Genomic DNA, 22,739 nt, shown 5'->3' on the forward strand with positions numbered 1-22,739 from the left:
TCGGCCATGAGCACGCGCAATACCAAGGTGATGAACCGGTTCGACGTGACCTCGCGCCTGATCGCAAAGCTCAGGCTCGAGGAAGCCGTGATCGGCGGCATCGGCAACACCAATTTCGACCTTTGGGCCGCGGGCCACCGTCCGCAGAATTTCTACATGCTCGGCAGCATGGGCCTCGCCTTCCCGATCGCACTGGGTGTCGCAATCGCGCAGCCCGACCGCCGCGTCTTCGCACTCGAGGGCGACGGCTCGCTGCTGATGCAGCTCGGCGCCCTCTCGACGATCGCGACGCTGAAGCCGAAGAACCTCATCATGATCGTGATGGACAACGGCATCTACCAGATCACCGGCGCACAGCCAACGCCGGCGGCAAATGTGGCCGACATCGTCGGCATCGCCACTGCTTCGGGGCTGGCCAACAGCGCCTGGGCCGCGGACGAGGAGGATTTCGAGCGACTGGTCGACACGGCGATGTCAACTTCCGAGCCGAGCCTGATCGCGGTCCGGATCGACGACAAGCCGGGCGTCGGCGCCACCCGGCGCGATCCCGTGCAAATCCGGGAACGCTTCATGCACGGACTCGGTGTGCGTGAGCCACTTTAACGTTTCGTCATTAACTACACGACGATCTGATCCCGGCCGCGTAGCGGGCTGTTGCAAATCCGTGCTATTCGCACTGGATGACGATTTTAGTTCGCTGTTTTGCCTGGCTGCTTGCCGCCGCCGTCACTTTCGCAACCCTCGGCCCGCCCGGCCTGCGGCCCCATTCCGACCTCGGCCAGGATGGCGAGCATGCACTCGCCTTCGTCCTGGTAGGGTTGGCCTTCGGCCTCGCCTACCGGAATCGCCGCTGGGTCGTCGCCGCCGTCGCGGTGGTCCTGATTGGCGTGCTCGAACTGATGCAATACTGGGCGCCCGGACGCCACGCGCGCCTGGAAGATTTTCTCGTCGATGCAGCCACGGCCTGCGCGGGCTTTGTGCTCGCGGCCGCCGCTGATTGGGCCGTGGCGCGCCTTCGTGCCAGTCCTGCGGTCACAAGCGAAGGCCCCGCGGAGTAACGCTCCGCAGGGCCCGTTTTCTTCAAACGCCTGTGCTCTGGCCGGTCAGTCGATGATCTTGACGACCCTGCGCGTGCGCGGTTCGACGATCACACGGCGATCGTTCACGACCGCATATCGATACTCGGTGTAGTTCGGCACGGGACGCAGCACCACAGTCGGGGGCAACGGCTCACCGACCACAACGCGCTCCTCGACCACGACAGAGTCGGAGCGCGGGATACCGCCCAGGATCGCGTTCGGGATTTCCAGGCCAGCGCCGACGGCCGCACCCACGGTGCCGCCGACCACCGCCCCGACCGGACCGCCGATGTCGCCACCCGCGCGTGCGCCGTTCCTGGCGCCCTGTTCGGTCGTCGACTGGGCAAAGGCTGCGCTCGACGCCAGCAGGGACACGGCAGCCAGCGAAATTGCAAGACGGGTCTTCATGTCCACACTCTCCAGTGTTTGTTGATGCGCCTTCAACCACGGGGCCGGACCATTGTTCCAGTTCCCCCAGGCCGAAAGATGCGCGACATTCGAAAGAGTGTTACCGCGTAACAGTTCAGGCCACGGCGACCTCGTGACCCGCCATCAGTTCCAGCGCCCGTACCATCGCGGAGTGATCCCAGCCCTTGCCGCCATGGGCTGTGCAGGACGAGAACAATTGCTGCGCCACCGCCGTGCTCGGCAACGACAAGCCGAGCGCGCGAGCGCCTTCGAGCGCGAGGTTGAGATCCTTCTGGTGCAGCTCGATGCGGAAGCCGGGATCGAAATTGCGCTTCACCATGCGCTCGCCATGCACCTCGAGGATGCGAGAGGACGCAAACCCTCCCATCAGCGCCTTGCGCACCAGCGCTGGGTCGGCCCCGGCTTTGGATGCAAACAACAGCGCTTCGCCGACCGCCTCGATCGTCAGCGCGACGATGATCTGGTTGGCGACCTTCGTGGTCTGGCCGTCGCCATTGGCACCGACGCGGGTGACGTTCTTGCCCATTCTGTCGAAGATCGGCTTCATGGTGTCGAAAGCCCGCTCCGGCCCGCCGACCATGATGGTGAGGCTTGCAGCCTTGGCGCCGACCTCTCCGCCCGACACCGGCGCGTCGAGATAGTCGGCGCCGAGCGCCTCGATCTTCCTGGCGAACTCTTTGGTCGCCAGCGGCGAGATCGAGCTCATGTCGACGACGATCTTGCCTTTGGAGATGCCGCTCGCGACCCCGTCCTTGCCGAACAGCACCGCCTCCACATCCGGCGTATCCGGCACCATGATGATGACGGCATCCGCTTCCTCCGCGACTTCCCTGGCCGACTTGCAGGGGACGCCGCCGGCTGCGATCAGCTCGGGGGCAACAGGCATGACGTCATGCAGGAGAACGCGATGGCCCGCGGCCAGGAGATGGCCGGCCATCGGCCGTCCCATGGTGCCAAGTCCGATGAATCCGATGTCGATCATACTCAGATGTCCTCAGGTCTCGAATGTCTGCGCCGCGTGCCAGGACAGGCCTTCCAGCGTCGTGGTGCGCGGCTTGTATTCGCAGCCGACCCAGCCGCGATAGCCGATCGCGTCGAGATGGCGGAACAGGAAAGGATAGTTGATCTCGCCGGTGCCGGGCTCGTTACGCCCGGGATTGTCGGCAAGCTGGATGTGGGCAATCCGGTGCAGATATTCCTGCATGGTGCGGGCGAGATCGCCCTCCATGATCTGCATGTGATAGATGTCGTACTGGATGAACAGATTGTTCGACCGCACCTCGGAGATCAGCTGCGCTGCCTGCTCGGTGCCGCTCAGGTGGAAGCCGGGAATGTCGAGCGTGTTGATCGGCTCGACCAGCAGCCTGATGTTTTCGCGCGCCAGCGTCGAGGCCGCGAAACGCAAATTACCAACCAGCGTCTCCTGCAGCTCGCGCGGATCGGCATCGACAGGCGCGATGCCGACGAGGCAGTTGAGCTGCTCGCAATCGAGCGACCTGGCGTAATCGATGGCCCGGAACACGCCATCGCGGAATTCGGCGGTGCGATCAGGCAGGATCGCAATGCCGCGCTCGCCCTTGGCCCAATTGCCCGCGGGCAGATTGTGCAGGACCTGCGTCAGCCCGTGGGATTTGAGCTGCTCACGCAACTGCGCCTTCTCGAAATCATAGGGAAAGAGATACTCGACCCCGGCAAAGCCCGCCGCTTTCGCCGCGGCAAAGCGGTCGATGAACGGCATTTCGTTGAAGAGCATGGTGAGGTTGGCGGCGAATTTCGGCATGGTGCTGCCCCCCTATTCCGCCGGCTGCAGCGCGTTGGGACGCTTGGTCCCGATCTCGTCGAGCGGCAGATCCAGCACCTCCTCGAACTCGACGATGTTGTCGATCTCGGTCCCCATTGCAATGTTGGTGACGCGTTCGAGGATAAACTCGACCACCACGGGCACGCGGTGCTTCGCCATCAATTCGCGCGCGGTCGCGAACGCGGCCTGCGAATCCCTGGGGTCGGTGATGCGGATCGCCTTGCAGCCGAGGCCTTCGGCGACCGCAACGTGGTCGACGCCATAGCCGCCGAGCTCTGGCGCGTTGATGTTCTCGAACGAGAGCTGGACATGGTAGTCCATGTCAAAACCGCGCTGGGCCTGACGGATCAAACCGAGATAGGAATTGTTCACGACGACGTGGATGTAGGGCAGATTGAACTGCGCCCCGACCGCAAGCTCCTCGATCAGGAACTGGAAGTCGTAATCGCCCGACAGCGCGACGATCTCCTGCTCTGGGCACGCCGCGCGCACGCCGAGCGCCGCCGGCAGCGTCCAGCCGAGCGGGCCCGCCTGCCCGGCATTGATCCAGTTGCGCGGCTTGTAGACGCCGAGGAATTGCGCACCCGCGATCTGCGACAGGCCGATCACCGTGACATAGGTGGTGTCGCGGCCAAAGGCCTTGTTCATCTCCTCGTAGACGCGCTGCGGCTTGATCGGAACGTTGTCGAAATGGCTCTTGCGCAGCATCGTCCTCTTGCGATCGCGGCAGGAAGCGGGCCACGCCTCGCGCTCGCGGAGCCTGCCTGAGCGCCACTCCCTGGCGACGGTGACGAACAGTTCGAGCGCCGCCTTGGCGTCCGAGACGATGCCGAGATCGGGATTGAACACGCGGCCGATCTGGGTCGGCTCGATATCGACATGCACGAAGGTACGGCCCTTGGTGTAAGTCTCGACCGAGCCGGTGTGCCGGTTGGCCCAGCGATTGCCGATGCCGAGCACGAAATCGGATTCGAGCATGGTGGCGTTGCCGTAGCGGTGGCTGGTCTGAAGGCCGACCATGCCGGCCATCAGCACGTGATCGTCGGGGATCGCGCCCCATCCCATCAGCGTCGGAACCACCGGCACGTTGGCGATCTCGGCAAACTCCACCAGCAAATCCGAGGCATCGGCGTTGATGACGCCGCCGCCCGCCACGATCAGCGGTCGCTCGGCCGCATTGAGCATCTCCAGCGCCTTCTCGACCTGCTTGCGCGTCGCGGCCGGCTTGTAGACCGGCAGCGGCTCATACGTCTCGTCGTCGAACTCGATCTCGGCGAGCTGCACGTCGAGCGGCATGTCGATCAGCACCGGCCCCGGCCGGCCCGAACGCATGACGTGAAAGGCCTGGCTGAACACCCGCGGCACCAGCGCAGGCTCACGCACGGTCACCGCCCACTTCGTCACGGGCTTTGCGATCGATTCGATGTCGACGGCCTGAAAGTCTTCCTTGTAGAGCCGCGCCCGCGGCGCCTGCCCGGTGATGCAGAGGATCGGAATGGAGTCTGCGATCGCCGAATAGAGCCCGGTGATCATGTCGGTGCCGGCCGGCCCCGAGGTGCCGATGCAGACGCCGATATTGCCCGCCTTCGCCCGCGTATAGCCCTCGGCCATGTGCGAGGCGCCCTCCACATGCCGTGCCAGGATGTGGCGGATCGAACCGCGCTTCTTCAGCGCCGAGTAAAGCGGATTGATCGCGGCCCCGGGAACACCGAAGGCCGTCGAGATGCCCTCCTTTTCCAGGATTCGGACAGCGGCATCGATAGCTCGCATCTTCGCCATATCGGACCTCGCTCAGGTTGCGTCAGCGAGCGAGATCATCAGGCGTGCGAGATGCGATCTCAACGAGATCGGTTTTATTTTCCACGATGCGGCAGCCGCGGAAAAATCGCGGGCGCCTCAATCGGTTAGATCGAGAAGCACGTGAAAGCGGTTACTCGAACAGTGGCGCCAGCTCCATCTGCGGCACCAGCACGAGGCCCCTGTCGGTGATGCGAATTTCCGGAATGACCGATAGCGGAATCAAATTGAACCCCATGTAAGGGATGGTGCAGCCGGCTTCGGCCCATTCCTTCTTCAGCACTTTGACCTCTTCGGCGACCTCCGTGACGCGCTTGTCGGAGAGCAGGCCGGCGATCGGAAGCGGCACCAGCGCCCGCACCTTGCCGTCGGCGACGACGCAGACCGCGCCCTGGTGCTGCTTGATGGCGGCGATCGCCACATGCATATCTGGCTCGTTGGTTCCGGCAACGATGATGTTGTGGCTGTCGTGCCCGACGCTGGAGGCGACCGCGCCGCGCTTCAGACCGAAATCCTTCAGCAAGCCATAGGCGACGTTGCCGGCCGACTTGCCGTGCCGCTCGACCACCGTCACAAAACACAGGCCGTACCGTTCAAACAGCGACGGCCAGTCCCGGGCCGGCTTGATCGCGACCTTCTCGTGGATCAGCGTAATGCCCGGCAGCGCAGTCCTGATCGCGTTGACCGTGCAGGCCTTCGCCGGCAGCTCGGGCGTCAGCTTCAACTTTTCCGGCAGCTTCACGGTCGCGTAGGCCGCCTTCGGATATTGATAGCGTTGCGACAGCGCCTGATCGAGACGCGGCGTGACCTTGCCGTGCTCGACCACCAGTTCGCCGCCATACCAGGTGCATTGCGGCTTGAGCTGATCGTCCATCAGCACGAGATCGGCGCGGCGGCCGCCGCCGAGCCCGCCGATATCGCCATCCATGCCGAAGCGGGTGGCACCATGCAGCGACCCCATCGACCAGGCCTGCTCCGGCGACATTCCCGCCTTCACCGCTTCGCGCACCACCCAGTCGAGGCCAAACAGCAGGAGGTCGTCGGCATCGCGGTCATCGGTGCACACGGCGGTGCGCTTGTGCGAGGCGCCGAGCTCGGTGATGGTGCGGATCGCCTGTGGCAGCGAATGCCAGGGCGTGGTCGGCGGCCCGCCGCGCAGAAATACCCAGACGCCGGCATCGAGCAGATCGTCGGCGATGTCGCGGTCGATCGCCTCGTGCGTGTCAGTGACGCCTGATGCCGCATAGGCCGCGACGAATTCGCGGCCATAGACATGGCCGGACACCGGCCGCCCCCGCTTCAAGGCGGCAGCGAGGATCGCGTGGCTGCGTTCGTCGCTCATCGTCACCGGCACGAAATCCATCTTCTCGCCGAGCGCCACCGCCTCAGGCCAGCGGTCGAACAGGCCGGCGATCTTGTCCGGCGTGAGATCGCCGCCCGCCGTCTCCAGTTCGGCCGAGGTCGCAGGCACCGTCGACGGCACCGTCAGGAAGATCGAGAGCGGCGCCACGCGCGCGTCCTCCAGCATCGCCTCGACGCCGGCGACGTCCATGACGTTGCCGATTTCGTGGCTGTCACAGAAGATCGTGGTGGTGCCGTTGAGAAGGGCCGCCTCGGCATAGGCGCAGGCCGTCACCATCGAGGATTCGATGTGGATGTGCGGGTCGACCAGGCCCGGCGCGATGATGCCACCGGCCGCGTCGAACGGCGACACGTCGCTCCAGACTTTCTTCGCAGTCCCGGTTGGCTTCACCGCCGCGATACGGCCGCCGGAAATCCAGATCTCGCGGTTGGCGTGGATGCGCTCCGAATAGGTCGATAGCACCCGGGCACCGGTGACGACGAGATCTGGCGCGACACGCGCGGATGCGACATCGGCGAGGCGCCGGGTCATCGCATGCAGCGGTGCGACGGCGAAGCGGGTAAGTTTTGTCATCGGGACTCTCGCGTGGCGTTACGGCCAGGCGATGGTTACGCCCTGCGCTCAACCGGGCAAGCGCAAATGTAACGGCACGCCATGCTCAGGCCTTAGGCGCCGAACCGACCGCTGCTCCGGATCTTGCGGGTCTGCGCGGGTTCCGCCGTCTCGGCGATGGTGCGGCAGTGGGCTTGACCCGTATTCGCATCGCCCGGCCCTTAGATTCATCGATCTCGAACGAATTCGTCTTGCGCACGAGATCGCTGAGCTTGCGGAAGCCGAACGTTCTCGGATCGAAATCGGACGCCAGATTGGCGAGCTGCCGCCCGACTTCGCCGAGCGCGACCCAGCCGTCCTCGCTCTCCATCTGGGTAATGACCTTCTTGATGATGGGAGTGGCTGCATCGGGCGGCTGCAGCGACGTCGATTTCGCGGCGGCGTCCTGCGTGGTGGCCGGAACGGCAAGCAGGTTCTCGGTGTAAACGAACCTTCGGCAGGCCTGCCGGAAGCTTTCCGGCGTCTTCTGCTCGCCGAACCCGAAGACGTCGACGCCCTGCTCCCGGATGCGGGCGGCCAGACGGGTAAAGTCGCTGTCGGAAGACACCAGACAGAAGCCATCGAAGCGGCCGCTATGCAGCAGGTCCATGGCATCGATGACCAGCGTTATGTCGGACGCATTCTTTCCCGTCGTATAGGCGAACTGCTGTTGCGGGATGATGGCGTGTTTCGACAAGATGTCGGCCCAGCCCCTCGATCGCGCATTGGAGAAGTCGCCGTAGATGCGGCGAACGCTGGCCTCGCCGATCTTGGCGATCTCCTCGAACAGCCCATCCGCGATCTTCGCGGAAGCATTGTCGGCATCGATCAGGACGGCGAGACGGGGCGAGCGAAGTTCCGACGGCATGGCATTTCCCCAGGAGATGGACGCAGCATTGGACGACGCGAGCGCCGCGACGGCTAGTCCTCGTTCGCCTTGAAGCGTCCCATCCCCTTCAGCACGAATGGAGCCAGCAGCGCAATCAGTGCGAGGCCGAGCAGCGTCGCCGAGATCGGGCTCTGGAGCAGCGTCATGGGATCGCCGAGGCTGATCGCGAGCGCGCGGCGCAACTGACTCTCGGCGATCGGGCCGAGGATCAGGCCGACGACGACGGGCGCGATCGGAAAATCGAACCGGCGCATCAGGAAGCCGAGCGCGCCGAAGCCCGCCAGCATGGACAATTCGACCACCGAGGGCTTTGCGGCGATGGTGCCCATGGTCGCGAAGACGAGGATGCCGGCATAGAGCCAGGGCTGCGGGATCGCGAGCAGCCGCACCCACAGGCCGACCAGCGGCAGGTTGAGCACGAGCAGCATGCAATTGGCGATGAACAGGCTGGCGATCAGGCCCCACACGAGGTCGGGCCGCTCGGCGAACAGCAACGGCCCGGGGTTGAGACCGTATTGCTGGAACCCCGCCAGCATCATCGCGGCCGTCGCCGAGGTCGGCAATCCCAGCGTCAAGAGCGGCACCAAGGTGCCGGCGGCGGAGGCGTTATTCGCGGCTTCCGGTCCAGCGACACCTTCGATCGCGCCCTTGCCGAATTCTTCTGGGTACTTGGTCAGCCGTTTCTCGCAGGAATAGGACAGGAAGGTCGGGATCTCCGCGCCGCCCGCCGGTAGCGCGCCGATCGGGAAGCCGAACATGGTGCCGCGCAGCCACGGCTTCCACGACCGCTTCCAGTCTTCTCTGGTCATCCACAGCGAGCCGCGCACCGGCTCGAGCTTCTCCTCGGTATGGTGCCGGCGTGATGCGACGAAGAGCGCCTCGCCCAGCGCGAACAGGCCGACCGCGAGCGTCGTCACCTCGACGCCGTCGAGCAATTCAGGGACGCCGAACGCAAGCCGCGCCTGACCGGTCAGCTTGTCGATACCGACGAGGCCGAGCGTCAGGCCGATGAACAGGCTGGTGAGGCCGCGGACCGGGGAATCGCCAAAGGTCGCCGACACCGTGACGAAGGCGACGCACATCAGCGCGAAATAATCTTCCGGGCCAAAGCGCACGGCGAAATCCACCAGCCAGGGCGCGAGGAACGCGAGACCGATGGTGGCGATGGTGCCGGCGACGAAGGAGCCGATCGCCGAGGTCGCGAGCGCCGGCCCGCCGCGGCCGGCCTTGGCCATCTTGTTGCCTTCGAGCGCGGTCGCCATCGAGGCGCTCTCGCCGGGCGTGTTGATCAGGATCGCGGTCGTCGAGCCGCCATACATGCCGCCGTAATAGATGCCGGCGAACATGATCAGCGAGCCGCCGGGGTCGAGCTTGTACGTCACCGGCAGCAGCAGCGCGACCGTTAGTGCCGGGCCGATGCCGGGCAGTACGCCCACGGCCGTGCCGAGGAACACGCCGATCAGCGCATAGAGCAAATTCATCGGCTGGACGGCAACCGCCATGCCATGCGCCAGCGCCGCAAAAGTGTCCATCACAGCAGTCGCTCCAGCGGGCCGGTCGGAAGGCTCAGCGTCAACAGCCGGTCGAACGCGAGATAGATGAGGACGGACATCACCAGCGCAATGACGCCGTCGACCAGGATGGCACGGCGCCCGAACGCCGCCGACGTCGTCACGAACAGCGCCGACGTCGCCAGGATGAAGCCACCGCCGAAGCCGATGATGGCGATCAACAACGCAAGGCCAATGAGGATCAAAACCACCGGCACCGGATCGGCGCTCTCGCGCGCCGGCAAATTGCCGCGCAGCGCGTCAACAAAATTGCCGATCGCGAGCAGTGCGAGGCCACAGGCGATCACGACAGGCATCGCCTCCGGCCCCATCCCGTACATCGTCGTGGATTGCAGACCGCGCGCATCGAAGACCAGCACTGAGGCAACGCCTGCGAGCAACGCAGCGATGACGATGCCGGCGCGATCGACGCGCCGCGGGGGCTGGGCCGGATCGCCTGAGGTCATGACTTGACCAGGCCAACCGATTTCAGCACGTCGGTGACGCGCACCGTTTCCTTCTTCAGGAAGTCGGCGAAGGCGTCGCCGCCGAGATAGGCGTCCTCCCAGCCCTTCTGCTTGAGGATCTCCTTCCAGGCGTCCGACTTCACCATCTTCTCGACCGCATCGCTCAAGGTCTTGCGCTGCTCCGGCGTGATGCCGGGAGGCGCAACCACCGAGCGCCAGTTGGCGATCACGAGGTCGATGCCCTGCTCCCTGAAGGTCGGGATGTCGCTGCCTGGGATGCGCTTCTCCGAGGTCACGCCGATCGCGCGCAGCTTGCCGGACTTGATCTGCCCGTCATATTCGCTCAGCCCCGAAATACCCGCGGTGACCTTGCCGCCGAGGATCGCGGCGAGCGACTCGCCGCCGCCGGAGAACGGGATGTAGTTGATCTTCTTGGCGTCGGCGCCCACGGCGCCGGCGAACAACGCCGCCATCACGTGGTCGACGCCGCCAGCCGAGCCGCCGGCGAAGGTCACCTTGGCGATATCGGCCTTCACCGCGGCAGCCAGATCCTGCGCGGTCTTGATCGGCGAATTCGCGGGGACCACGATCACCTGGATTTCCTCGGTCAGGCGCGCGATCGGCGTCACCTGCTCGAGCGTCACCGGCGACTTGTTCATGGCGAGCGCGCCCACCATGACGAAGCCGTTGACCATCAACTGGTTGCCGTCACCCTTGGCGCCGTTGACGAACTGCGCGATGCCGACGCTGCCGCCTGCGCCGGGAACGTTGACGACCTGTACGCTGCGCGCGACGCCCGAGGCGACCAGCGCCTGCTGCATCGAGCGCGCGGTCTGGTCCCAGCCACCGCCCGGGGCCGCCGGCGCCATCAGCCTGAGCTCGAGCTGTTGGGCGAAGGCAGGCGTCGCTGCGGCAAGAGTCAGCGCGACGGCTGCGCCGACAAGGCGCGCGGGAAATTGGAACATGAGGGCATCTCCAGGCTCATGCGGACGTTTGCCGCATTGTGTCGTTTGGTCGCATATCAGCCAAAATGGCCGATGCTGTCCAGCGACAGGGCCCGTGTTCCCCGGTTAGCCGGCAGCCGGCAGCCTCCCGCCGAGCGCGACCGTCAATTCACCGGCGACTTCGCGGACGATCTGGCCGATTTCCGGCAGTCTGTCGTCGGTCATGCGGCTGGTCATGCCCGAGACGGAAATGGCCGCGAGCGGCTCGGCGCAGTCGTTGTAGACCACTGCGGCAATACAGCGCAGGCCCATGCAAGCCTCTTCATCATCGATCGCGTAGCCCTGCTTGCGGATTCTCTCGAGCTCCTTGAACAGGTCGCTCGGGCGTACGATCGATTTCTCGGTCAGGCGGGGCATGCCATGATGGCGGATGACGGCGCCGACGTCCTCGTCGGAATAGGTCGCCAGCACCGCCTTGCCGACCCCCGACGTCACCATGGCGACGCGGCCGCCGACCTGGGTCAGCGAGCGCATGATCTCGCGGCTCTCCATCCGGGTCAGCATGATGATGAATTCATCGTCGACCATGGCGAGGTTGGCGGTTTCGCGGGTGAGGTCGCGCAACTTGCGAAGGTAGGGAATCGCCTGCGCCGAGAAATTGCGCCGCCGCGCGAAGCTCGCGCCCACGGTAAAACTGCGCACCCCGACATGCCATTTGGATTCGGCGCGGTCGAACTGGACGAAGCGGCGGCTCTCCAGTGTCGCCAGCAGGCGGTGCACGGTGGAGGCCGACAGGCCGGTGCGGACGGCGAGGTCGCTGAGGCGATAGCCCTCGTCGTCCTCTGCGAGCGTTTCGAGGATCGACAGCGCGCGGTCGACGGACTGCACGCCGCCGTCGCGATCGGCGTCCGACGAAGATCGAGGCTCGAGCGATTTGCGCCGGATCACGTTCTTGCTCATCGCGACCTGCCGCTTGTGCATCCGTCATTCCGGGATGGTGCGCCGGGGCTGCGCGCAGCGCGGGCCTGGCGTACCAGACCCGAAATCTCGAGATCCCGGGTTCGATGCTTCGCACCGCCCCCGCATGACAAGAGAGATAACGCTCAGAGCAGCCCTGCCCCGCGAGCCCATTTGTACTTGGCACCGAGCACCTCGACCGGCAGCTCGGTCGAGTAGGCATAGGCCGGGATGCCGTTCTGGTAGAGATATTCGGCGGCCTCCTCGACCTCGACGTCGCCGGCGAGCGAGGCGACGATCGGCTTCACGAAGCCCTTGGCCTCCATCTCCTTCTTCACCTCGACCATGTTGCGGGCGAACACCATCGGCGGCGTGACGATGGTGTGCCAGTAGCCGAGGATCAGCGAATGGATCCGCTCGTCCGACAGGCCGAGCTTGACCGTGTTGACGTAGGTGATCGGCGGCTCGCCGCCGGTGATATCCACAGGATTTCCTGCCGCGCCAAACGGCGGGATGAACTTGCGGAAGGCCGCATCGAGATCCGGCGGCATCGACATCAGCGACAGGCCGTTGTCGACGCAGGAGTCCGACAGCAGCACGCCCGAGCCGCCGGCACCGGTGATGATCAGCACGTTCTCGCCCTTCGGCGTCGGCAGCACCGGCACGCCGCGGGCGAATTCGAGCAGTTGCCGCAGGCTGCGGGCGCGGATCACGCCGGACTGCGCCAGCACGTCCTCGTAGATCTTGTCGTTACCGGCGAGTGCGCCGGTGTGCGAGGACGCCGCCTTGGCGCCGGCCGAGGTGCGGCCGGCCTTGAGCACCACGACCGGCTTCTTCTTGGAGACGCGCTTGGCGGCTTCCGCGAAAGCACGGCCGTCCTTGAGATCTTCGCAGTGCTGCGCGATCAGATTGGTGTTCGGGTCCTGCTCGAAGAAGGCGAGCAGATCATCCTCGTCGATGTCGGATTTGTTGCCGAGGCCGACGATCGCCGACACGCCCATTTTCGCCGAGCGCGAGAAGCCGATGATCGCCATGCCGATGCCACCGGACTGCGACGACAGTGCCGCGTGGCCCTTGACGTCATAGGCGGTGCAGAAGGTCGCGCAGAGATTGGCGGGCGTATAATAAAAACCGTAGATGTTCGGCCCCATCAGGCGGATGTCGTACTTCTTGCCGATCTCGACGATCTCGGCTTGCAGCTCCGGCGCGCCGGCTTCGGCGAAGCCCGAGGGGATCAGCACAGCGCCCGGAATTTTCTTCTCGCCGCATTCGACGAGCGCGCCGGCGACGAACTTCGCGGGGATCGCGAACACCGCGGTGTCGATCACGCCTGGCACGTCCTTGACGCTCTTGTAGGCCTTGTAGCCCAGAATCTCCGGTGCCTTCGGGTGGATCGGATAGATCTCGCCCTTGTAGCCGCCATTGATGAGGTTCTTCATCACGGAGTTGCCGATCTTGCCGTCCTCGGCGGAGGCGCCGATCACGGCGACGCCCTTCGGCTGCATGATGCGGCTCATCGCCGCGACGATCTCTTCGGTCGGGCGCGGCTTGGGCTTCGGCACATAGGCGAAGTCCACCACGATGCGCACGTCGGCGGCGATCGCGTCCTTCGCGGTCGCGAACACCGGGTTGAGATCGAGCTCGACGATCTCGGGGAAGTCGGTCACGAGCTGCGAGACCTTGACGATGACCTCGGCGAGCGCGTTGCGGTTCACCGGCTCGCCCCCGCGAACACCCTTCAGAATCTCATGCGCCTGGATGCCGTCGAGCATCGACAGCGCGTCCTCCCTGGTCGCGGGCGCGAGGCGGAAAGTGATGTCCTTCAGGACTTCGACCAGCACGCCGCCGAGGCCGAAGGCAACCAGCTTGCCGAACGAGCCGTCGGTGATCGAGCCGACGATGACTTCGGTGCCGCCGGCCAGCATCTGCTGCACCTGGACGCCCTCGATCTTGGCATCGGACTTATATTTCCGGGCGTTCCCGAGGATGGTCTCGTAAGCCTTCTCGGCATCCTCGGCCGTCTTGAGGCCGACGATGACGCCGCCGGCTTCAGTCTTGTGGAGAATGTCCGGAGAGACGATCTTCATCACCACAGGGAAGCCCATCGCGGAGGCCATCTTGCCGGCCTCGCCCGCCGACCTCGCCACCCCCTCCTTCGGCACCGGAATGCCGTAGGCGTCGCAGACCAGCTTGCCTTCCGGCGCCGTCAGGCTGGTGCGGTTGTCCGCCTTGACCTGGTCAAGCACCTTGCGGACGGCATCTTTGGAATTGGACATGTGGCTTCTCCCTTGACCTTAGTTCGTTCTTTTCAAAGCGCGCGCGTGTTGCGGCTGCCCGTCATGCTTGCCATTCGCCGCGCTCTGTTCCATGTCGCGGAACGGAGTGGCATAAAGCATGAGATTACTCCGCCGCCTTGGATCGAAAATGGCTGACGATGGCATTTGGTATGCCAGAAGCCAACTTGTCAAGCTGCGGAGCACCCTAGAAGGCTGCAAAAAATAGGCAGCTTGACATTCTGGCATTTGGTATGCCAAAAACTTTCCCGTTAATAATCCTGTAAAAGACGACTCCCACTGGAGGAGATTCGTCGTGTCACTGCGGAAACCAACCAAGGCGTTGCCGAACATGGCCGAGGCAGATATCGCAATCGTTCGTATTGCCCCGGAGAGCAGCTTCAAGAACAAGGCGTATGACGCCTTGAAAGAAGCCATCCTCAAGATGGACATCTACTCGACGCCCGAGCCGGTGATGCTCGACGAGCGCGCGCTGTCCGAGCGCCTGGGTGTCAGCCGCACACCGATCCGCGAAGCGATCGCGATGCTCGAGCAGGACGGCTTCGTGAAGACCGTTCCGCGCCGCGGCATCATGGTGGTGCGCCGGACCAAGAGCGAGATCGTCGACATGATCCGTGCCTGGGCGGCGCTGGAGAGCATGGCCGCGCGCCTCATCACTACCACCGCGCGCAAGAAGGACATCACGGCGCTGCGCGACTACTTCAAGGACTTCAGCAAGGACCGCCTGCCCGAGGATCACGTCGAGGAATACTCACGTGCCAACATCGCCTTCCACCAGGCGCTGATCTCGCTGTCGGAATCGCCCGTGCTGGTCGATCTCACCAACGATTTGCTGCTGCACGTGCGTGGCTACCGGCAATTGACCATCGGACGCAAGGACCGCACCGCGACCTCCCTGCCCGAGCATCTCGGCATGATCGAAGCGCTGGAAGCGCGCGACACCGAACTCGCCGAGAAGCGGGCCCGCGACCACACCCTTGGCCTTGCCGCTTACGTCGAAGCGCATGGCCAGGAACTCTTCTAGCACCGTTCACCAGAAGGGCGAGGCATTCGCCCGCGAAGCCTAAACGGCATCTTGAGACCAGGGAGACAAGGCCCATGCTGAACACCGCGACCAAGTCCGAGGCACCGGGCACCGAGCAGGAACTGACGGATGGCTTTCATCTCGTCATCGACGCGCTCAAGCTGAACGGCATCAACACCATCTATAATGTGCCGGGCATCCCGATCACGGATTTGGGCCGCATGGCGCAGGCCGCCGGCATTCGCGTGATCTCCTTCCGCCACGAGCAGAACGCCGGTTACGCCGCGGGCATCGCCGGCTATCTCACCAAGAAGCCCGGCGTCTGCCTCACGGTGTCCGCGCCTGGCTTCCTCAACGGTCTCACCGCGCTCGCGCACGCCACCACCAACTGCTACCCGATGATCCTGGTCTCGGGCTCGTCCGAGCGCGAGATCGTCGACCTCCAGCAGGGCGACTACGAGGAGATGGACCAACTCGCGATCGCGAAGCCGCTGTGCAAGGCGGCCTATCGCGTGCTGCACGCCCAGGATATCGGCATCGGCTTTGCCCGTGCCATCCGCGCCGCCGTCTCGGGACGTCCGGGCGGCGTCTATCTCGACCTGCCGGCCAAGCTGTTCGGCCAGGTGATGAACGCCGAGGCCGGCCGGAAATCGCTGGTCAAGGTGATCGACGCTGCGCCCGCGCAGATCCCCTCGCCCGCTTCGGTGAAGCGCGCGCTCGACGTGCTCAAGAGCGCCAAGCGCCCGCTGATCATCCTCGGCAAGGGCGCGGCCTACGCGCAGGCCGACGAACAGATCAAGACTTTCGTCGAGACTAGCGGCGTGCCGTTCCTCCCCATGAGCATGGCCAAGGGCCTCCTCCCCGACACGCATCCGCAGTGCGCCGGTGCTGCCCGCTCGACCGTGCTGAAAGATTCCGACGTCGTCATGCTGATCGGCGCGCGGCTGAACTGGCTGCTCTCGCACGGCAAGGGCAAGAGCTGGGGCGAAGCGCCCAAGAAGTTCATCCAGGTCGACATCGAACCGCGCGAGATGGACTCCAACGTCGAGATCGTCGCGCCCGTCGTCGGCGACATCGGCTCGGTCGTCTCGGCCTTCAACCAGGCGATCGCCACGGGTTGGACCGCGCCGCCGACCGAATGGACCAAGGCGATCGTGTCCAAGCGCGACGAGAACGTCGCCAAGATGGCGCCGAAGCTCATGAACAACAAGTCGCCGATGGACTATCACGGCGCGCTCGGCGTGCTGAAGACCATCATCAAGGATCATCCCGATGCGATCCTCGTCAACGAAGGCGCCAACACGCTCGACCTCGCCCGCGGCGTCATCGACATGTATCGCCCTCGCAAGCGTCTCGACGTCGGCACCTGGGGCGTGATGGGCATCGGCATGGGCCAGGCGATCGCGGCTGCGCTCGAGACCGGCCATCCCGTGCTCGCGGTGGAAGGCGACAGCGCGTTCGGCTTCTCCGGCATGGAGGTCGAGACCATCTGCCGCTACAATCTGCCGATCTGCGTCGTCATCTTCAACAATGACGGCATCTATCGCGGCACCGACGTCAACGGCGCCAATGCCGACCCGGCCACGACCGTGTTCGTCAAGGGCGCGCGCTACGACAAGATGATGGAAGCCTTCGGCGGCGTCGGCGTGAATGCGACCTCGCCCGACGAGCTCAAGCGCGCCGTCAGCGACGCCATTGCTTCACGCAAGCCGACACTCATCAACGCTGTGATCGATCCGGCCGCGGGCTCGGAGAGCGGCCGCATCGGCAACCTCAATCCGCAGAGCGTTCTGCAGAAGAAGAAGTAAGCCCTCCCCTTCAACCCTTTATTCCCTGCGGGTGCAGGGGCAGACAGAGTACGGAGCAACACGATGACCAAAGCGCTCGAGGGCGTTCGCATTCTCGATTTCACCCACGTCCAGTCCGGACCGACCTGCACGCAGCTGCTCGCTTGGTTCGGCGCCGACGTGATCAAGGTGGAACGTCCGGGTGTGGGTGACATCACCCGTGGCCAGTTGCAGGACATCCCGAACGTGGACAGCCTGTATTTCACCATGCTCAACCACAACAAGCGCTCGATCACGCTCGACACCAAGAACCCCAAGGGCAAGGAGGTTCTGACCGAGCTGATCAAGAAGTGCGATGTGCTGGTCGAGAATTTCGGCCCCGGCGTGCTCGACCGCATGGGCTTCCCCTGGGAGAAGATCCAGGCGATCAATCCGAAGATGATCGTCGCCTCGATCAAGGGCTTTGGCCCCGGCCCCTACGAAGACTGCAAGGTCTATGAGAACGTCGCGCAGTGCACCGGCGGCGCCGCCTCCACCACCGGTTTCCGCGACGGTCTTCCGTTGGTCACCGGCGCGCAGATTGGCGACAGCGGCACCGGCCTGCATCTGGCGCTCGGCATCGTCACCGCGCTCTATCACCGCACCCACTCGGGTAAGGGCCAGCGCGTCACGGCTGCAATGCAGGACGGTGTCCTGAATCTCGCGCGCGTAAAACTGCGTGACCAGCAGCGTCTCGCCCACGGTCCGCTCAAGGAGTACAGCCAGTTCGGCGAAGGCATTCCGTTCGGCGATGCCGTGCCACGCGCCGGCAACGACTCTGGCGGCGGCCAGCCCGGCCGCATCCTGAAGTGCAAGGGCTGGGAGACTGATCCCAACGCCTACATCTACTTCATCACCCAGGCCCCGGTCTGGGAGAAGATCTGCGACGTGATCGGCGAGCCGACCTGGAAAACCGATCCGAGCTACGCCAAGCCGGCGGCGCGCCTGCCGCGCCTGAACGAGATCTTCGCCCGCATCGAGCAGTGGACGATGACCAAGACGAAGTTCGAGGCGATGGAAATCCTCAACAAGGACGACATCCCCTGCGGCCCGATCCTGTCGATGAAGGAGCTTGCCGAGGACCAGTCGCTGCGCGCGACCGGCACGGTGGTCGAGGTCGACCACCCCACCCGTGGCAAGTACCTCTCGGTCGGCAACCCGATCAAGCTGTCGGATAGCCCGAGCGACGTCGAGCGCTCGCCGCTGCTCGGCGAGCACACCGACGAGATCCTGCGCTCGGTGCTCGGCTTCAGCGACCACCAGGTCGCCGAGATCCACAAGTCCGGCGCGCTCGACCCGCCGCAGAAGCAGGCCGCCGAGTAAACGGCTCTGTCAGAGACACGAAAGGCCGCCGGGTTCGGCGGCCTTTTTGTTGGCGCGGGGGAAAGCGTATCACGCAATCCGCCGGGCGCCCCGCGGAGTAAACCGACGGCTGAATGAAACAGTGCCCCCCCGGGAACAAAAGCTATTGCAGGCCGTTATCGTTTCGCCGGTGCGCTGTCAGAAGTGCGTACTGTTTGCACAGCGAGCGACCAACTCTCGCAAAAAAGCCCGCCATCCCGGAAGAAATTGTCCGCCTTGTCTTCTTGATGAAGACAGGCCGGTCCATAGCGAGAGGCGTTGCCCGGCAAGAGTCGAGGCCCCGCTCGTTGATCAAGTCGAGGACGACATGTCGAAAGATCAATCCCCCGATCGCGCCAAGCGCGAAGCCAACAAGGCGTTCAAACCTGTGGAGACGCAGAAGCCGGTCAACGACTATGCCAGGGATCAACACTCCTTCAACGAGAACCGCGAGCGCCTTAAGGCCGAGCGATTGGCTCGCGAGGCCAAGCCGAAGGATCAGGCCGAGTAGCAGGTGCTGAGAAGAGCGCCGTCGGTCTAGAGCATCGAGAGCACGACGATCCCGTCTTCGAGTTCGCCTGAAGCCAACCGGACCCGCGCGATACGCTCGAACTCCGTCCGGTATTTCTGAAGATAGCTGAAGGCCTGCTTCTGGGTCTGGAAATTGGTGGCGAGCCTGCACGTCTGCCGTCCCGCGCCAAGCGCGAGAAAAAAGGTGATCGTGCCGCCGCCATCGGGCTTGATCCTAGCCACGATCCGCAATCTCTGGCATGTGACCGGTCTTCCTGGAATGATCGTCGGCGCTATCGAACGCGCCTATCGCGGCGATTTCTTCGTCGCGCGCTTCTTCGGCGCAGGCGGGGGCAACGATGCGCGCAGAGTCGCATCGGCAAGTTCCTTCGCCTCACGCAGCTCGCGAAGCCGCGCCATGTTCTTGCGGACATCGAAGGACTGCCGCTCGGCATCCGCCATCGCCCGCGCGCCCTCCTCGGCTGCCGCGCGTTGACGCTCGGAACGCGCGATGCCTTCGGGTGACGGGCCGGCCGATCTCTTGGTGCTCATCTTCCACCCTGTTCGGCAACGGACAAAACCCGCTCAATCCTTACGATCGAGCGGGTCGCATGGCCGTTTCAGTACATCCGTGAAACGGCACTGGAGAGCTTAAGCCAGCGAGAGATTCTCAGCGCTGACCTTGCCCCGCATCTTGTCGGTCTTGGCCTCGAAGTTGACCTTCTGGCCCTCGGCGAGACCCGCCAGACCAGCACGCTCGACCGCGCTGATGTGAACGAACACATCGTTGCCGCCGTCGTCGGGCTGAATGAATCCGAAGCCCTTCTGGCCGTTAAACCACTTCACTGTACCTGTCGGCATTTTTCTTCTCCAAAGCGCACATGCGTGCATTCCGCGTGACACTCACGCGGAACCGATTCAATTCGTCGATGTCGATGGAAAAGGAGCCCGCGGGCGCATTCAACAAGGCACAGCGGCTGAACGAACGCCTCTAACCTATACCTCACCATCGTCATTAGCAAGGCATGGGCCAGATTTAATCGTGCCCCCTGGTTCCGGACGTTTCGAGTTTACAGCAAATCTGATGGACGGAGGCCTGTTCGAAGGTTCCGGTCAGACAATGTATCCTAGTGAACATACGTACCGCGGATCCGATGGTACTGATCCACATCACCGCCCGGCATGTGGCTTTTACCGGTGATGAGAACGCCAATTGCGCTCCCGCCTCATCAGCAAGGGAGATGCGCCATGGGACGGCGTCGTTTCAAGCAGACTGAAACTCTCAGCCAGAGGCTCACTCGGGCCATCGAACGTCTGCGCGCGGAAATGCGCACGCTTCCGCCAGGTCACCGCCGCAAGAACTTGCTGCGAGAGGTCCGGCAAGACGAGACTGCCATACAGATCGATGCATGGATCAGCTCCCCGGGCCTGCGAGCGCCGACCTGACGCAGCCTTTCGCATAACCTGCGACGCCCTGTCGGATCGGCAGCGTCTCGGTCGTCCTCGGGACATGAACGGGCCGTAGACGCCAATGTCGGGCCCATCAAGTCACAGGGATGACCACCATGCCGAACACTGTCCGCCTGCACCGCGTTCTCTCGACCAGCCCGGAGAAACTCTATCGCGCCTTCATCGAAGCGGACGCGCTGGCGAAATGGCTGCCGCCGAACGGCTTCACCTGCACCGTGCAGCATCTCGAGGCGAAGGTCGGCGGCACGTTCAAGATGTCGTTCCGCAACTTCACGACGGGCGCCGGCCATTCATTCGGCGGTGAATATCTCGAGCTCCTCCCCGGCGAACGTCTCCGCTACACCGACAGGTTCGACGATCCCAATCTGCCCGGCGAGATCGAGGTAACCGTGATCCTGAAAAAGGTCTCGGTCGGCACCGAGCTTGATATCACCCAGGCGGGCATCCCGGACGTCATTCCTCCGGAGGCCTGCTATCTCGGCTGGCAGGAATCGCTGCGGAATCTGGCAAGGCTCGTCGAGCCCGAGATCAATCAGTAACGCCCAGACGGCGCGAGCATCGGGACGGCCGAGGTTACGCGCCCGCCTTCGGTTCGAGCCCGCCGCTCGCAGTCCAGCGGTCCGGATCGGGACTGTGCCCGATCAGCGCGAGCCCGTAGGCGATCGACTCGAACTGGTCGCCCGACATCAGCCGTTCGTTGCCGAACCGGTCGGCAAACAGCTTCCGGACGGCGGGTACAAACGAGGTCCCGCCGGTCAGGAACACTTTCTCGATTTCGCGTGCGGTGATGCCGGCCTCGGCCAGCACCTTGTCGACGGTGGCGCCGAGCCGCGCGACGTCGTCGGCAATCCAGGAATCGAAGTTCTTCCGCGTGATGGTGGAACCGATGTCGACGCCGCCGCCCTTGAAGCGGAAGTCGACTTCGTGCTTTGCCGAAAGCGCGACCTTGGCATCCGACACAGCTCGATAAAGTGAGAAGCCGAGATCGAGATCGACGATGGTGATGAAATCCTCGAGCAGTTCCGGTTTCAGCGCGCTGCGCGCAAGCTCCCGAAGCTCGCGCAGATCGCCGTTGCTCTTCATCATCGCGAGCTGATGCCAGCGCGCGAGGTTGGTGTAGTGGCCGCTGGGGACCGGCAGCACCTTGTCGAACGAGCGGAAGCTGGAGCCCTTGCCCAGCCGCGGCGAGACGACGTGGTCGACGATGCGGTAGTCGAACGTGTCGCCCGCAATGCCGATGCCGGCATGGCCGAGGGGCTCGGCGCGCAAGACACCCCCCGTGCGCGAGAAACGCATCACCGAGAAATCGCTGGTGCCACCGCCGAAATCCGCGACCAGCACGGTCGCATCGCGCTCGAGCCGGCGGGCGAAGGAGAACGCGGCACCCACGGGTTCGTAGACATAACGCGCGTGGCCGGCGCCGAGACGCTCGAACGCAGCCCGGTAGCGCTGCATCGCCAGCGCTTCGTCGGGATTTCCGCCGGCGAAGCGCACCGGACGGCCGACCGTGATGGTGGAGGTCTCGAAATCGAATTTGTCGCCGCCATGGCGCGCCAGTGTCCGCAGGAACGCCGCCAGGATGTCCTCGAACTTGAAGCGCTGCCGGAACACCTGCGTTGTGTTGAAGCTGCTGCTCGCGGCAAAGGTCTTGAACGACTGGAGGAAGCGGTAGGCGTGGCGTCCTTCCAGGAACGTCTCGATCGCCCACGGGCCGCCTTCGGCCTGGGCGCCGGCTCCCGGCCGGTCCTCCCAGAAGCACAGGGCCGACACATAGACGCTGTATCGCTGGCCGCCGTGGTCGAAGCGGATGGCCTCGACCCGGCGGTCATCCGCCGCGATCGCAACGACCGTATTGCTGGTCCCGAAATCGATGCCGATCGAGACAGCGGACGAAGCGCTCGACATGAACCACTCTGACGCTTGATTGGAAAAGGGGGCAGACCACTAACGGCTTTGACCTGCTCTGCCAAGGCCGCAGATGTTGCAGCGCGGTGGCGGGACCGCCCGAAAGTGTTGCGGATCTGGGCAACGGGAGCCACCAGCGCACCGCGATTCCCGATCGTTTCGGAGCCGAATTCGCCCCTTTGGTATGTTTCCGGCCAATCTTAAGCCCGAAACGGCCGCTTTAGCAGACGATTATGCTGCAATGCGGGAGCGCGCATGCTGCCATGCGCTGGCATGCATGGACACTGGCATCTGGTATACGTAAATTGCCCTTCGAAATGAGACAGCAATACTGACTGTCTCGAGAAAGGAATTCCGATGTCCAAGACCGCTTCCGTCGCCCTCGCCCAATCCTCCTCGCTGTTCGCCCGCTTCATGGCCGCGGTGGACCGCTTCCTGATGGCGAGCGCCGAGATCTCCAATCACAACGGCGACCTGCCCCGCTTCGGCCTGTAAGCAGCGC

General features: G+C 64.3%; 23 protein-coding genes. 8 read left to right on the plus strand and 15 right to left on the minus strand.

Annotation, left to right across the window (positions count from 1 at the left end; genetic code table 11):
- Positions 1-6 precede the first annotated feature (6 nt).
- Both WHZ77_RS22565 and WHZ77_RS22570 read left to right on the plus strand, forming a co-directional pair.
- The gene (locus WHZ77_RS22565) at positions 7-603 is read left to right on the plus strand and encodes a thiamine pyrophosphate-dependent enzyme (RefSeq protein ID WP_375309955.1); all 597 of its coding nucleotides are present in this window, start codon (positions 7-9) and stop codon (positions 601-603) included.
- Positions 604-680: 77 nt separating this feature from the next.
- Positions 681-1,058 carry a VanZ family protein gene (locus tag WHZ77_RS22570; protein WP_375309956.1) on the plus strand — a complete coding sequence of 126 codons (378 nt, stop codon included), beginning with the start codon at positions 681-683 and terminating at the stop codon, positions 1,056-1,058.
- A gap of 45 nt (positions 1,059-1,103) precedes the next feature.
- Here the strand turns inward: WHZ77_RS22570 and WHZ77_RS22575 are convergent, their stop codons facing one another.
- The 11 genes from WHZ77_RS22575 to WHZ77_RS22625 form a co-directional block, all read right to left on the minus strand.
- Positions 1,104-1,487, minus strand: a complete 384-nt coding sequence (locus tag WHZ77_RS22575; RefSeq protein ID WP_375309957.1) for a DUF1236 domain-containing protein — start codon at positions 1,485-1,487, stop codon at positions 1,104-1,106.
- A 115-nt stretch (positions 1,488-1,602) separates the two neighbouring features.
- Positions 1,603-2,490 carry a 2-hydroxy-3-oxopropionate reductase gene (locus tag WHZ77_RS22580; protein ID WP_375309958.1) on the minus strand — a complete coding sequence of 296 codons (888 nt, stop codon included), beginning with the start codon at positions 2,488-2,490 and terminating at the stop codon, positions 1,603-1,605.
- A 12-nt stretch (positions 2,491-2,502) separates the two neighbouring features.
- Positions 2,503-3,288, minus strand: coding sequence for a hydroxypyruvate isomerase (gene hyi / locus WHZ77_RS22585; protein ID WP_375309959.1), 786 nt, complete (start codon positions 3,286-3,288; stop codon positions 2,503-2,505).
- A 12-nt stretch (positions 3,289-3,300) separates the two neighbouring features.
- Positions 3,301-5,088, minus strand: coding sequence for a glyoxylate carboligase (gene gcl / locus WHZ77_RS22590; RefSeq protein WP_375309960.1), 1,788 nt, complete (start codon positions 5,086-5,088; stop codon positions 3,301-3,303).
- A 151-nt stretch (positions 5,089-5,239) separates the two neighbouring features.
- Positions 5,240-7,042: an adenine deaminase C-terminal domain-containing protein gene (locus tag WHZ77_RS22595; protein WP_375309961.1), complete on the minus strand. Its 1,803-nt coding sequence runs from the start codon at positions 7,040-7,042 to the stop codon at positions 5,240-5,242.
- A gap of 85 nt (positions 7,043-7,127) precedes the next feature.
- Positions 7,128-7,928, minus strand: coding sequence for an NYN domain-containing protein (locus tag WHZ77_RS22600; protein ID WP_375309962.1), 801 nt, complete (start codon positions 7,926-7,928; stop codon positions 7,128-7,130).
- A 53-nt stretch (positions 7,929-7,981) separates the two neighbouring features.
- A complete protein-coding gene (locus WHZ77_RS22605) occupies positions 7,982-9,481 on the minus strand; it encodes a tripartite tricarboxylate transporter permease (RefSeq protein WP_375309963.1) in 1,500 nt (499 codons plus the stop codon).
- Positions 9,481-9,966, minus strand: a complete 486-nt coding sequence (locus WHZ77_RS22610) for a tripartite tricarboxylate transporter TctB family protein (protein ID WP_375309964.1) — start codon at positions 9,964-9,966, stop codon at positions 9,481-9,483. Before WHZ77_RS22610 ends, WHZ77_RS22605 begins: the two co-directional genes overlap by 1 nt.
- Positions 9,963-10,931 (minus strand): Bug family tripartite tricarboxylate transporter substrate binding protein, encoded by a 969-nt coding sequence (locus tag WHZ77_RS22615; RefSeq protein WP_375309965.1) that lies wholly within the window; start codon positions 10,929-10,931, stop codon positions 9,963-9,965. Before WHZ77_RS22615 ends, WHZ77_RS22610 begins: the two co-directional genes overlap by 4 nt.
- A 105-nt stretch (positions 10,932-11,036) precedes the next feature.
- Positions 11,037-11,870 carry an IclR family transcriptional regulator gene (locus tag WHZ77_RS22620; protein WP_375314795.1) on the minus strand — a complete coding sequence of 278 codons (834 nt, stop codon included), beginning with the start codon at positions 11,868-11,870 and terminating at the stop codon, positions 11,037-11,039.
- Between the two features lie 143 nt (positions 11,871-12,013).
- Positions 12,014-14,143, minus strand: coding sequence for an acetate--CoA ligase family protein (locus WHZ77_RS22625; RefSeq protein ID WP_375309966.1), 2,130 nt, complete (start codon positions 14,141-14,143; stop codon positions 12,014-12,016).
- A 349-nt stretch (positions 14,144-14,492) separates the two neighbouring features.
- Here WHZ77_RS22625 and WHZ77_RS22630 point away from each other — a divergent pair, with 349 nt between their 5' ends.
- The 4 genes from WHZ77_RS22630 to WHZ77_RS22645 all read left to right on the plus strand — a co-directional run bounded on the left by WHZ77_RS22630 (position 14,493) and on the right by WHZ77_RS22645 (position 18,863).
- On the plus strand, positions 14,493-15,185 hold the full coding sequence (locus WHZ77_RS22630; protein WP_162006348.1) for a GntR family transcriptional regulator: 693 nt from the start codon (positions 14,493-14,495) through the stop codon (positions 15,183-15,185).
- Between the two features lie 74 nt (positions 15,186-15,259).
- Positions 15,260-16,993 (plus strand): oxalyl-CoA decarboxylase, encoded by a 1,734-nt coding sequence (oxc, locus tag WHZ77_RS22635; RefSeq protein ID WP_375309967.1) that lies wholly within the window; start codon positions 15,260-15,262, stop codon positions 16,991-16,993.
- A 63-nt stretch (positions 16,994-17,056) separates the two neighbouring features.
- Positions 17,057-18,334, plus strand: coding sequence for a formyl-CoA transferase (gene frc, locus WHZ77_RS22640; RefSeq protein ID WP_375309968.1), 1,278 nt, complete (start codon positions 17,057-17,059; stop codon positions 18,332-18,334).
- Positions 18,335-18,680: 346 nt separating this feature from the next.
- Positions 18,681-18,863: a hypothetical protein gene (locus WHZ77_RS22645; protein WP_375309969.1), complete on the plus strand. Its 183-nt coding sequence runs from the start codon at positions 18,681-18,683 to the stop codon at positions 18,861-18,863.
- A gap of 26 nt (positions 18,864-18,889) precedes the next feature.
- On the opposite strand, the gene WHZ77_RS22650 is transcribed toward WHZ77_RS22645, so the two are convergent.
- From WHZ77_RS22650 to WHZ77_RS22660, 3 genes are all read right to left on the minus strand, one after another.
- Positions 18,890-19,114: a hypothetical protein gene (locus tag WHZ77_RS22650; RefSeq protein ID WP_375309970.1), complete on the minus strand. Its 225-nt coding sequence runs from the start codon at positions 19,112-19,114 to the stop codon at positions 18,890-18,892.
- Between the two features lie 54 nt (positions 19,115-19,168).
- Entirely contained in the window at positions 19,169-19,414 is a 246-nt protein-coding gene (locus WHZ77_RS22655) for a transcriptional regulator (protein ID WP_375309971.1), read from the minus strand.
- Positions 19,415-19,513: 99 nt separating this feature from the next.
- Entirely contained in the window at positions 19,514-19,723 is a 210-nt protein-coding gene (locus WHZ77_RS22660) for a cold-shock protein (RefSeq protein WP_008134109.1), read from the minus strand.
- A 704-nt stretch (positions 19,724-20,427) separates the two neighbouring features.
- On the opposite strand from WHZ77_RS22660, the gene WHZ77_RS22665 reads away from it, so the two are divergent.
- Positions 20,428-20,871, plus strand: a complete 444-nt coding sequence (locus tag WHZ77_RS22665) for an SRPBCC family protein (RefSeq protein ID WP_375309972.1) — start codon at positions 20,428-20,430, stop codon at positions 20,869-20,871.
- A gap of 34 nt (positions 20,872-20,905) precedes the next feature.
- On the opposite strand, the gene WHZ77_RS22670 is transcribed toward WHZ77_RS22665, so the two are convergent.
- Positions 20,906-22,237, minus strand: a complete 1,332-nt coding sequence (locus tag WHZ77_RS22670; RefSeq protein ID WP_375309973.1) for an Hsp70 family protein — start codon at positions 22,235-22,237, stop codon at positions 20,906-20,908.
- 357 nt (positions 22,238-22,594) lie between these two features.
- Between WHZ77_RS22670 and WHZ77_RS22675 the strand changes: the two genes are divergently transcribed.
- Positions 22,595-22,732, plus strand: coding sequence for a hypothetical protein (locus WHZ77_RS22675; RefSeq protein WP_375309974.1), 138 nt, complete (start codon positions 22,595-22,597; stop codon positions 22,730-22,732).
- Positions 22,733-22,739 lie beyond the last annotated feature (7 nt).

It is taken from the genome of Bradyrhizobium sp. A5 (genome assembly GCF_042076515.1).
Lineage (GTDB): Bacteria > Pseudomonadota > Alphaproteobacteria > Rhizobiales > Xanthobacteraceae > Bradyrhizobium > Bradyrhizobium cosmicum.

What these genes read in the sequence shown, in the direction of transcription:
- hyi (WP_375309959.1), bottom strand. Translation starts at nt 3,288, where the DNA reads ATGCCGAAATTCGCCGCCAACCTCACCATGCTCTTCAACGAAATGCCG.
- gcl (WP_375309960.1), bottom strand. Translation starts at nt 5,088, where the DNA reads ATGGCGAAGATGCGAGCTATCGATGCCGCTGTCCGAATCCTGGAAAAG.
- WHZ77_RS22655 (WP_375309971.1), bottom strand. Translation starts at nt 19,414, where the DNA reads ATGAGCACCAAGAGATCGGCCGGCCCGTCACCCGAAGGCATCGCGCGT.
- WHZ77_RS22575 (WP_375309957.1), bottom strand. Translation starts at nt 1,487, where the DNA reads ATGAAGACCCGTCTTGCAATTTCGCTGGCTGCCGTGTCCCTGCTGGCG.
- WHZ77_RS22565 (WP_375309955.1), top strand. Translation starts at nt 7, where the DNA reads ATGAGCACGCGCAATACCAAGGTGATGAACCGGTTCGACGTGACCTCG.
- WHZ77_RS22605 (WP_375309963.1), bottom strand. Translation starts at nt 9,481, where the DNA reads ATGGACACTTTTGCGGCGCTGGCGCATGGCATGGCGGTTGCCGTCCAG.
- WHZ77_RS22625 (WP_375309966.1), bottom strand. Translation starts at nt 14,143, where the DNA reads ATGTCCAATTCCAAAGATGCCGTCCGCAAGGTGCTTGACCAGGTCAAG.
- WHZ77_RS22675 (WP_375309974.1), top strand. Translation starts at nt 22,595, where the DNA reads ATGTCCAAGACCGCTTCCGTCGCCCTCGCCCAATCCTCCTCGCTGTTC.
- WHZ77_RS22615 (WP_375309965.1), bottom strand. Translation starts at nt 10,931, where the DNA reads ATGTTCCAATTTCCCGCGCGCCTTGTCGGCGCAGCCGTCGCGCTGACT.
- WHZ77_RS22570 (WP_375309956.1), top strand. Translation starts at nt 681, where the DNA reads ATGACGATTTTAGTTCGCTGTTTTGCCTGGCTGCTTGCCGCCGCCGTC.
- WHZ77_RS22580 (WP_375309958.1), bottom strand. Translation starts at nt 2,490, where the DNA reads ATGATCGACATCGGATTCATCGGACTTGGCACCATGGGACGGCCGATG.
- WHZ77_RS22600 (WP_375309962.1), bottom strand. Translation starts at nt 7,928, where the DNA reads ATGCCGTCGGAACTTCGCTCGCCCCGTCTCGCCGTCCTGATCGATGCC.
- frc (WP_375309968.1), top strand. Translation starts at nt 17,057, where the DNA reads ATGACCAAAGCGCTCGAGGGCGTTCGCATTCTCGATTTCACCCACGTC.
- WHZ77_RS22595 (WP_375309961.1), bottom strand. Translation starts at nt 7,042, where the DNA reads ATGACAAAACTTACCCGCTTCGCCGTCGCACCGCTGCATGCGATGACC.
- WHZ77_RS22630 (WP_162006348.1), top strand. Translation starts at nt 14,493, where the DNA reads ATGGCCGAGGCAGATATCGCAATCGTTCGTATTGCCCCGGAGAGCAGC.
- WHZ77_RS22610 (WP_375309964.1), bottom strand. Translation starts at nt 9,966, where the DNA reads ATGACCTCAGGCGATCCGGCCCAGCCCCCGCGGCGCGTCGATCGCGCC.
- WHZ77_RS22645 (WP_375309969.1), top strand. Translation starts at nt 18,681, where the DNA reads ATGTCGAAAGATCAATCCCCCGATCGCGCCAAGCGCGAAGCCAACAAG.
- WHZ77_RS22670 (WP_375309973.1), bottom strand. Translation starts at nt 22,237, where the DNA reads ATGTCGAGCGCTTCGTCCGCTGTCTCGATCGGCATCGATTTCGGGACC.
- WHZ77_RS22620 (WP_375314795.1), bottom strand. Translation starts at nt 11,870, where the DNA reads ATGAGCAAGAACGTGATCCGGCGCAAATCGCTCGAGCCTCGATCTTCG.
- WHZ77_RS22665 (WP_375309972.1), top strand. Translation starts at nt 20,428, where the DNA reads ATGCCGAACACTGTCCGCCTGCACCGCGTTCTCTCGACCAGCCCGGAG.
- WHZ77_RS22660 (WP_008134109.1), bottom strand. Translation starts at nt 19,723, where the DNA reads ATGCCGACAGGTACAGTGAAGTGGTTTAACGGCCAGAAGGGCTTCGGA.
- oxc (WP_375309967.1), top strand. Translation starts at nt 15,260, where the DNA reads ATGCTGAACACCGCGACCAAGTCCGAGGCACCGGGCACCGAGCAGGAA.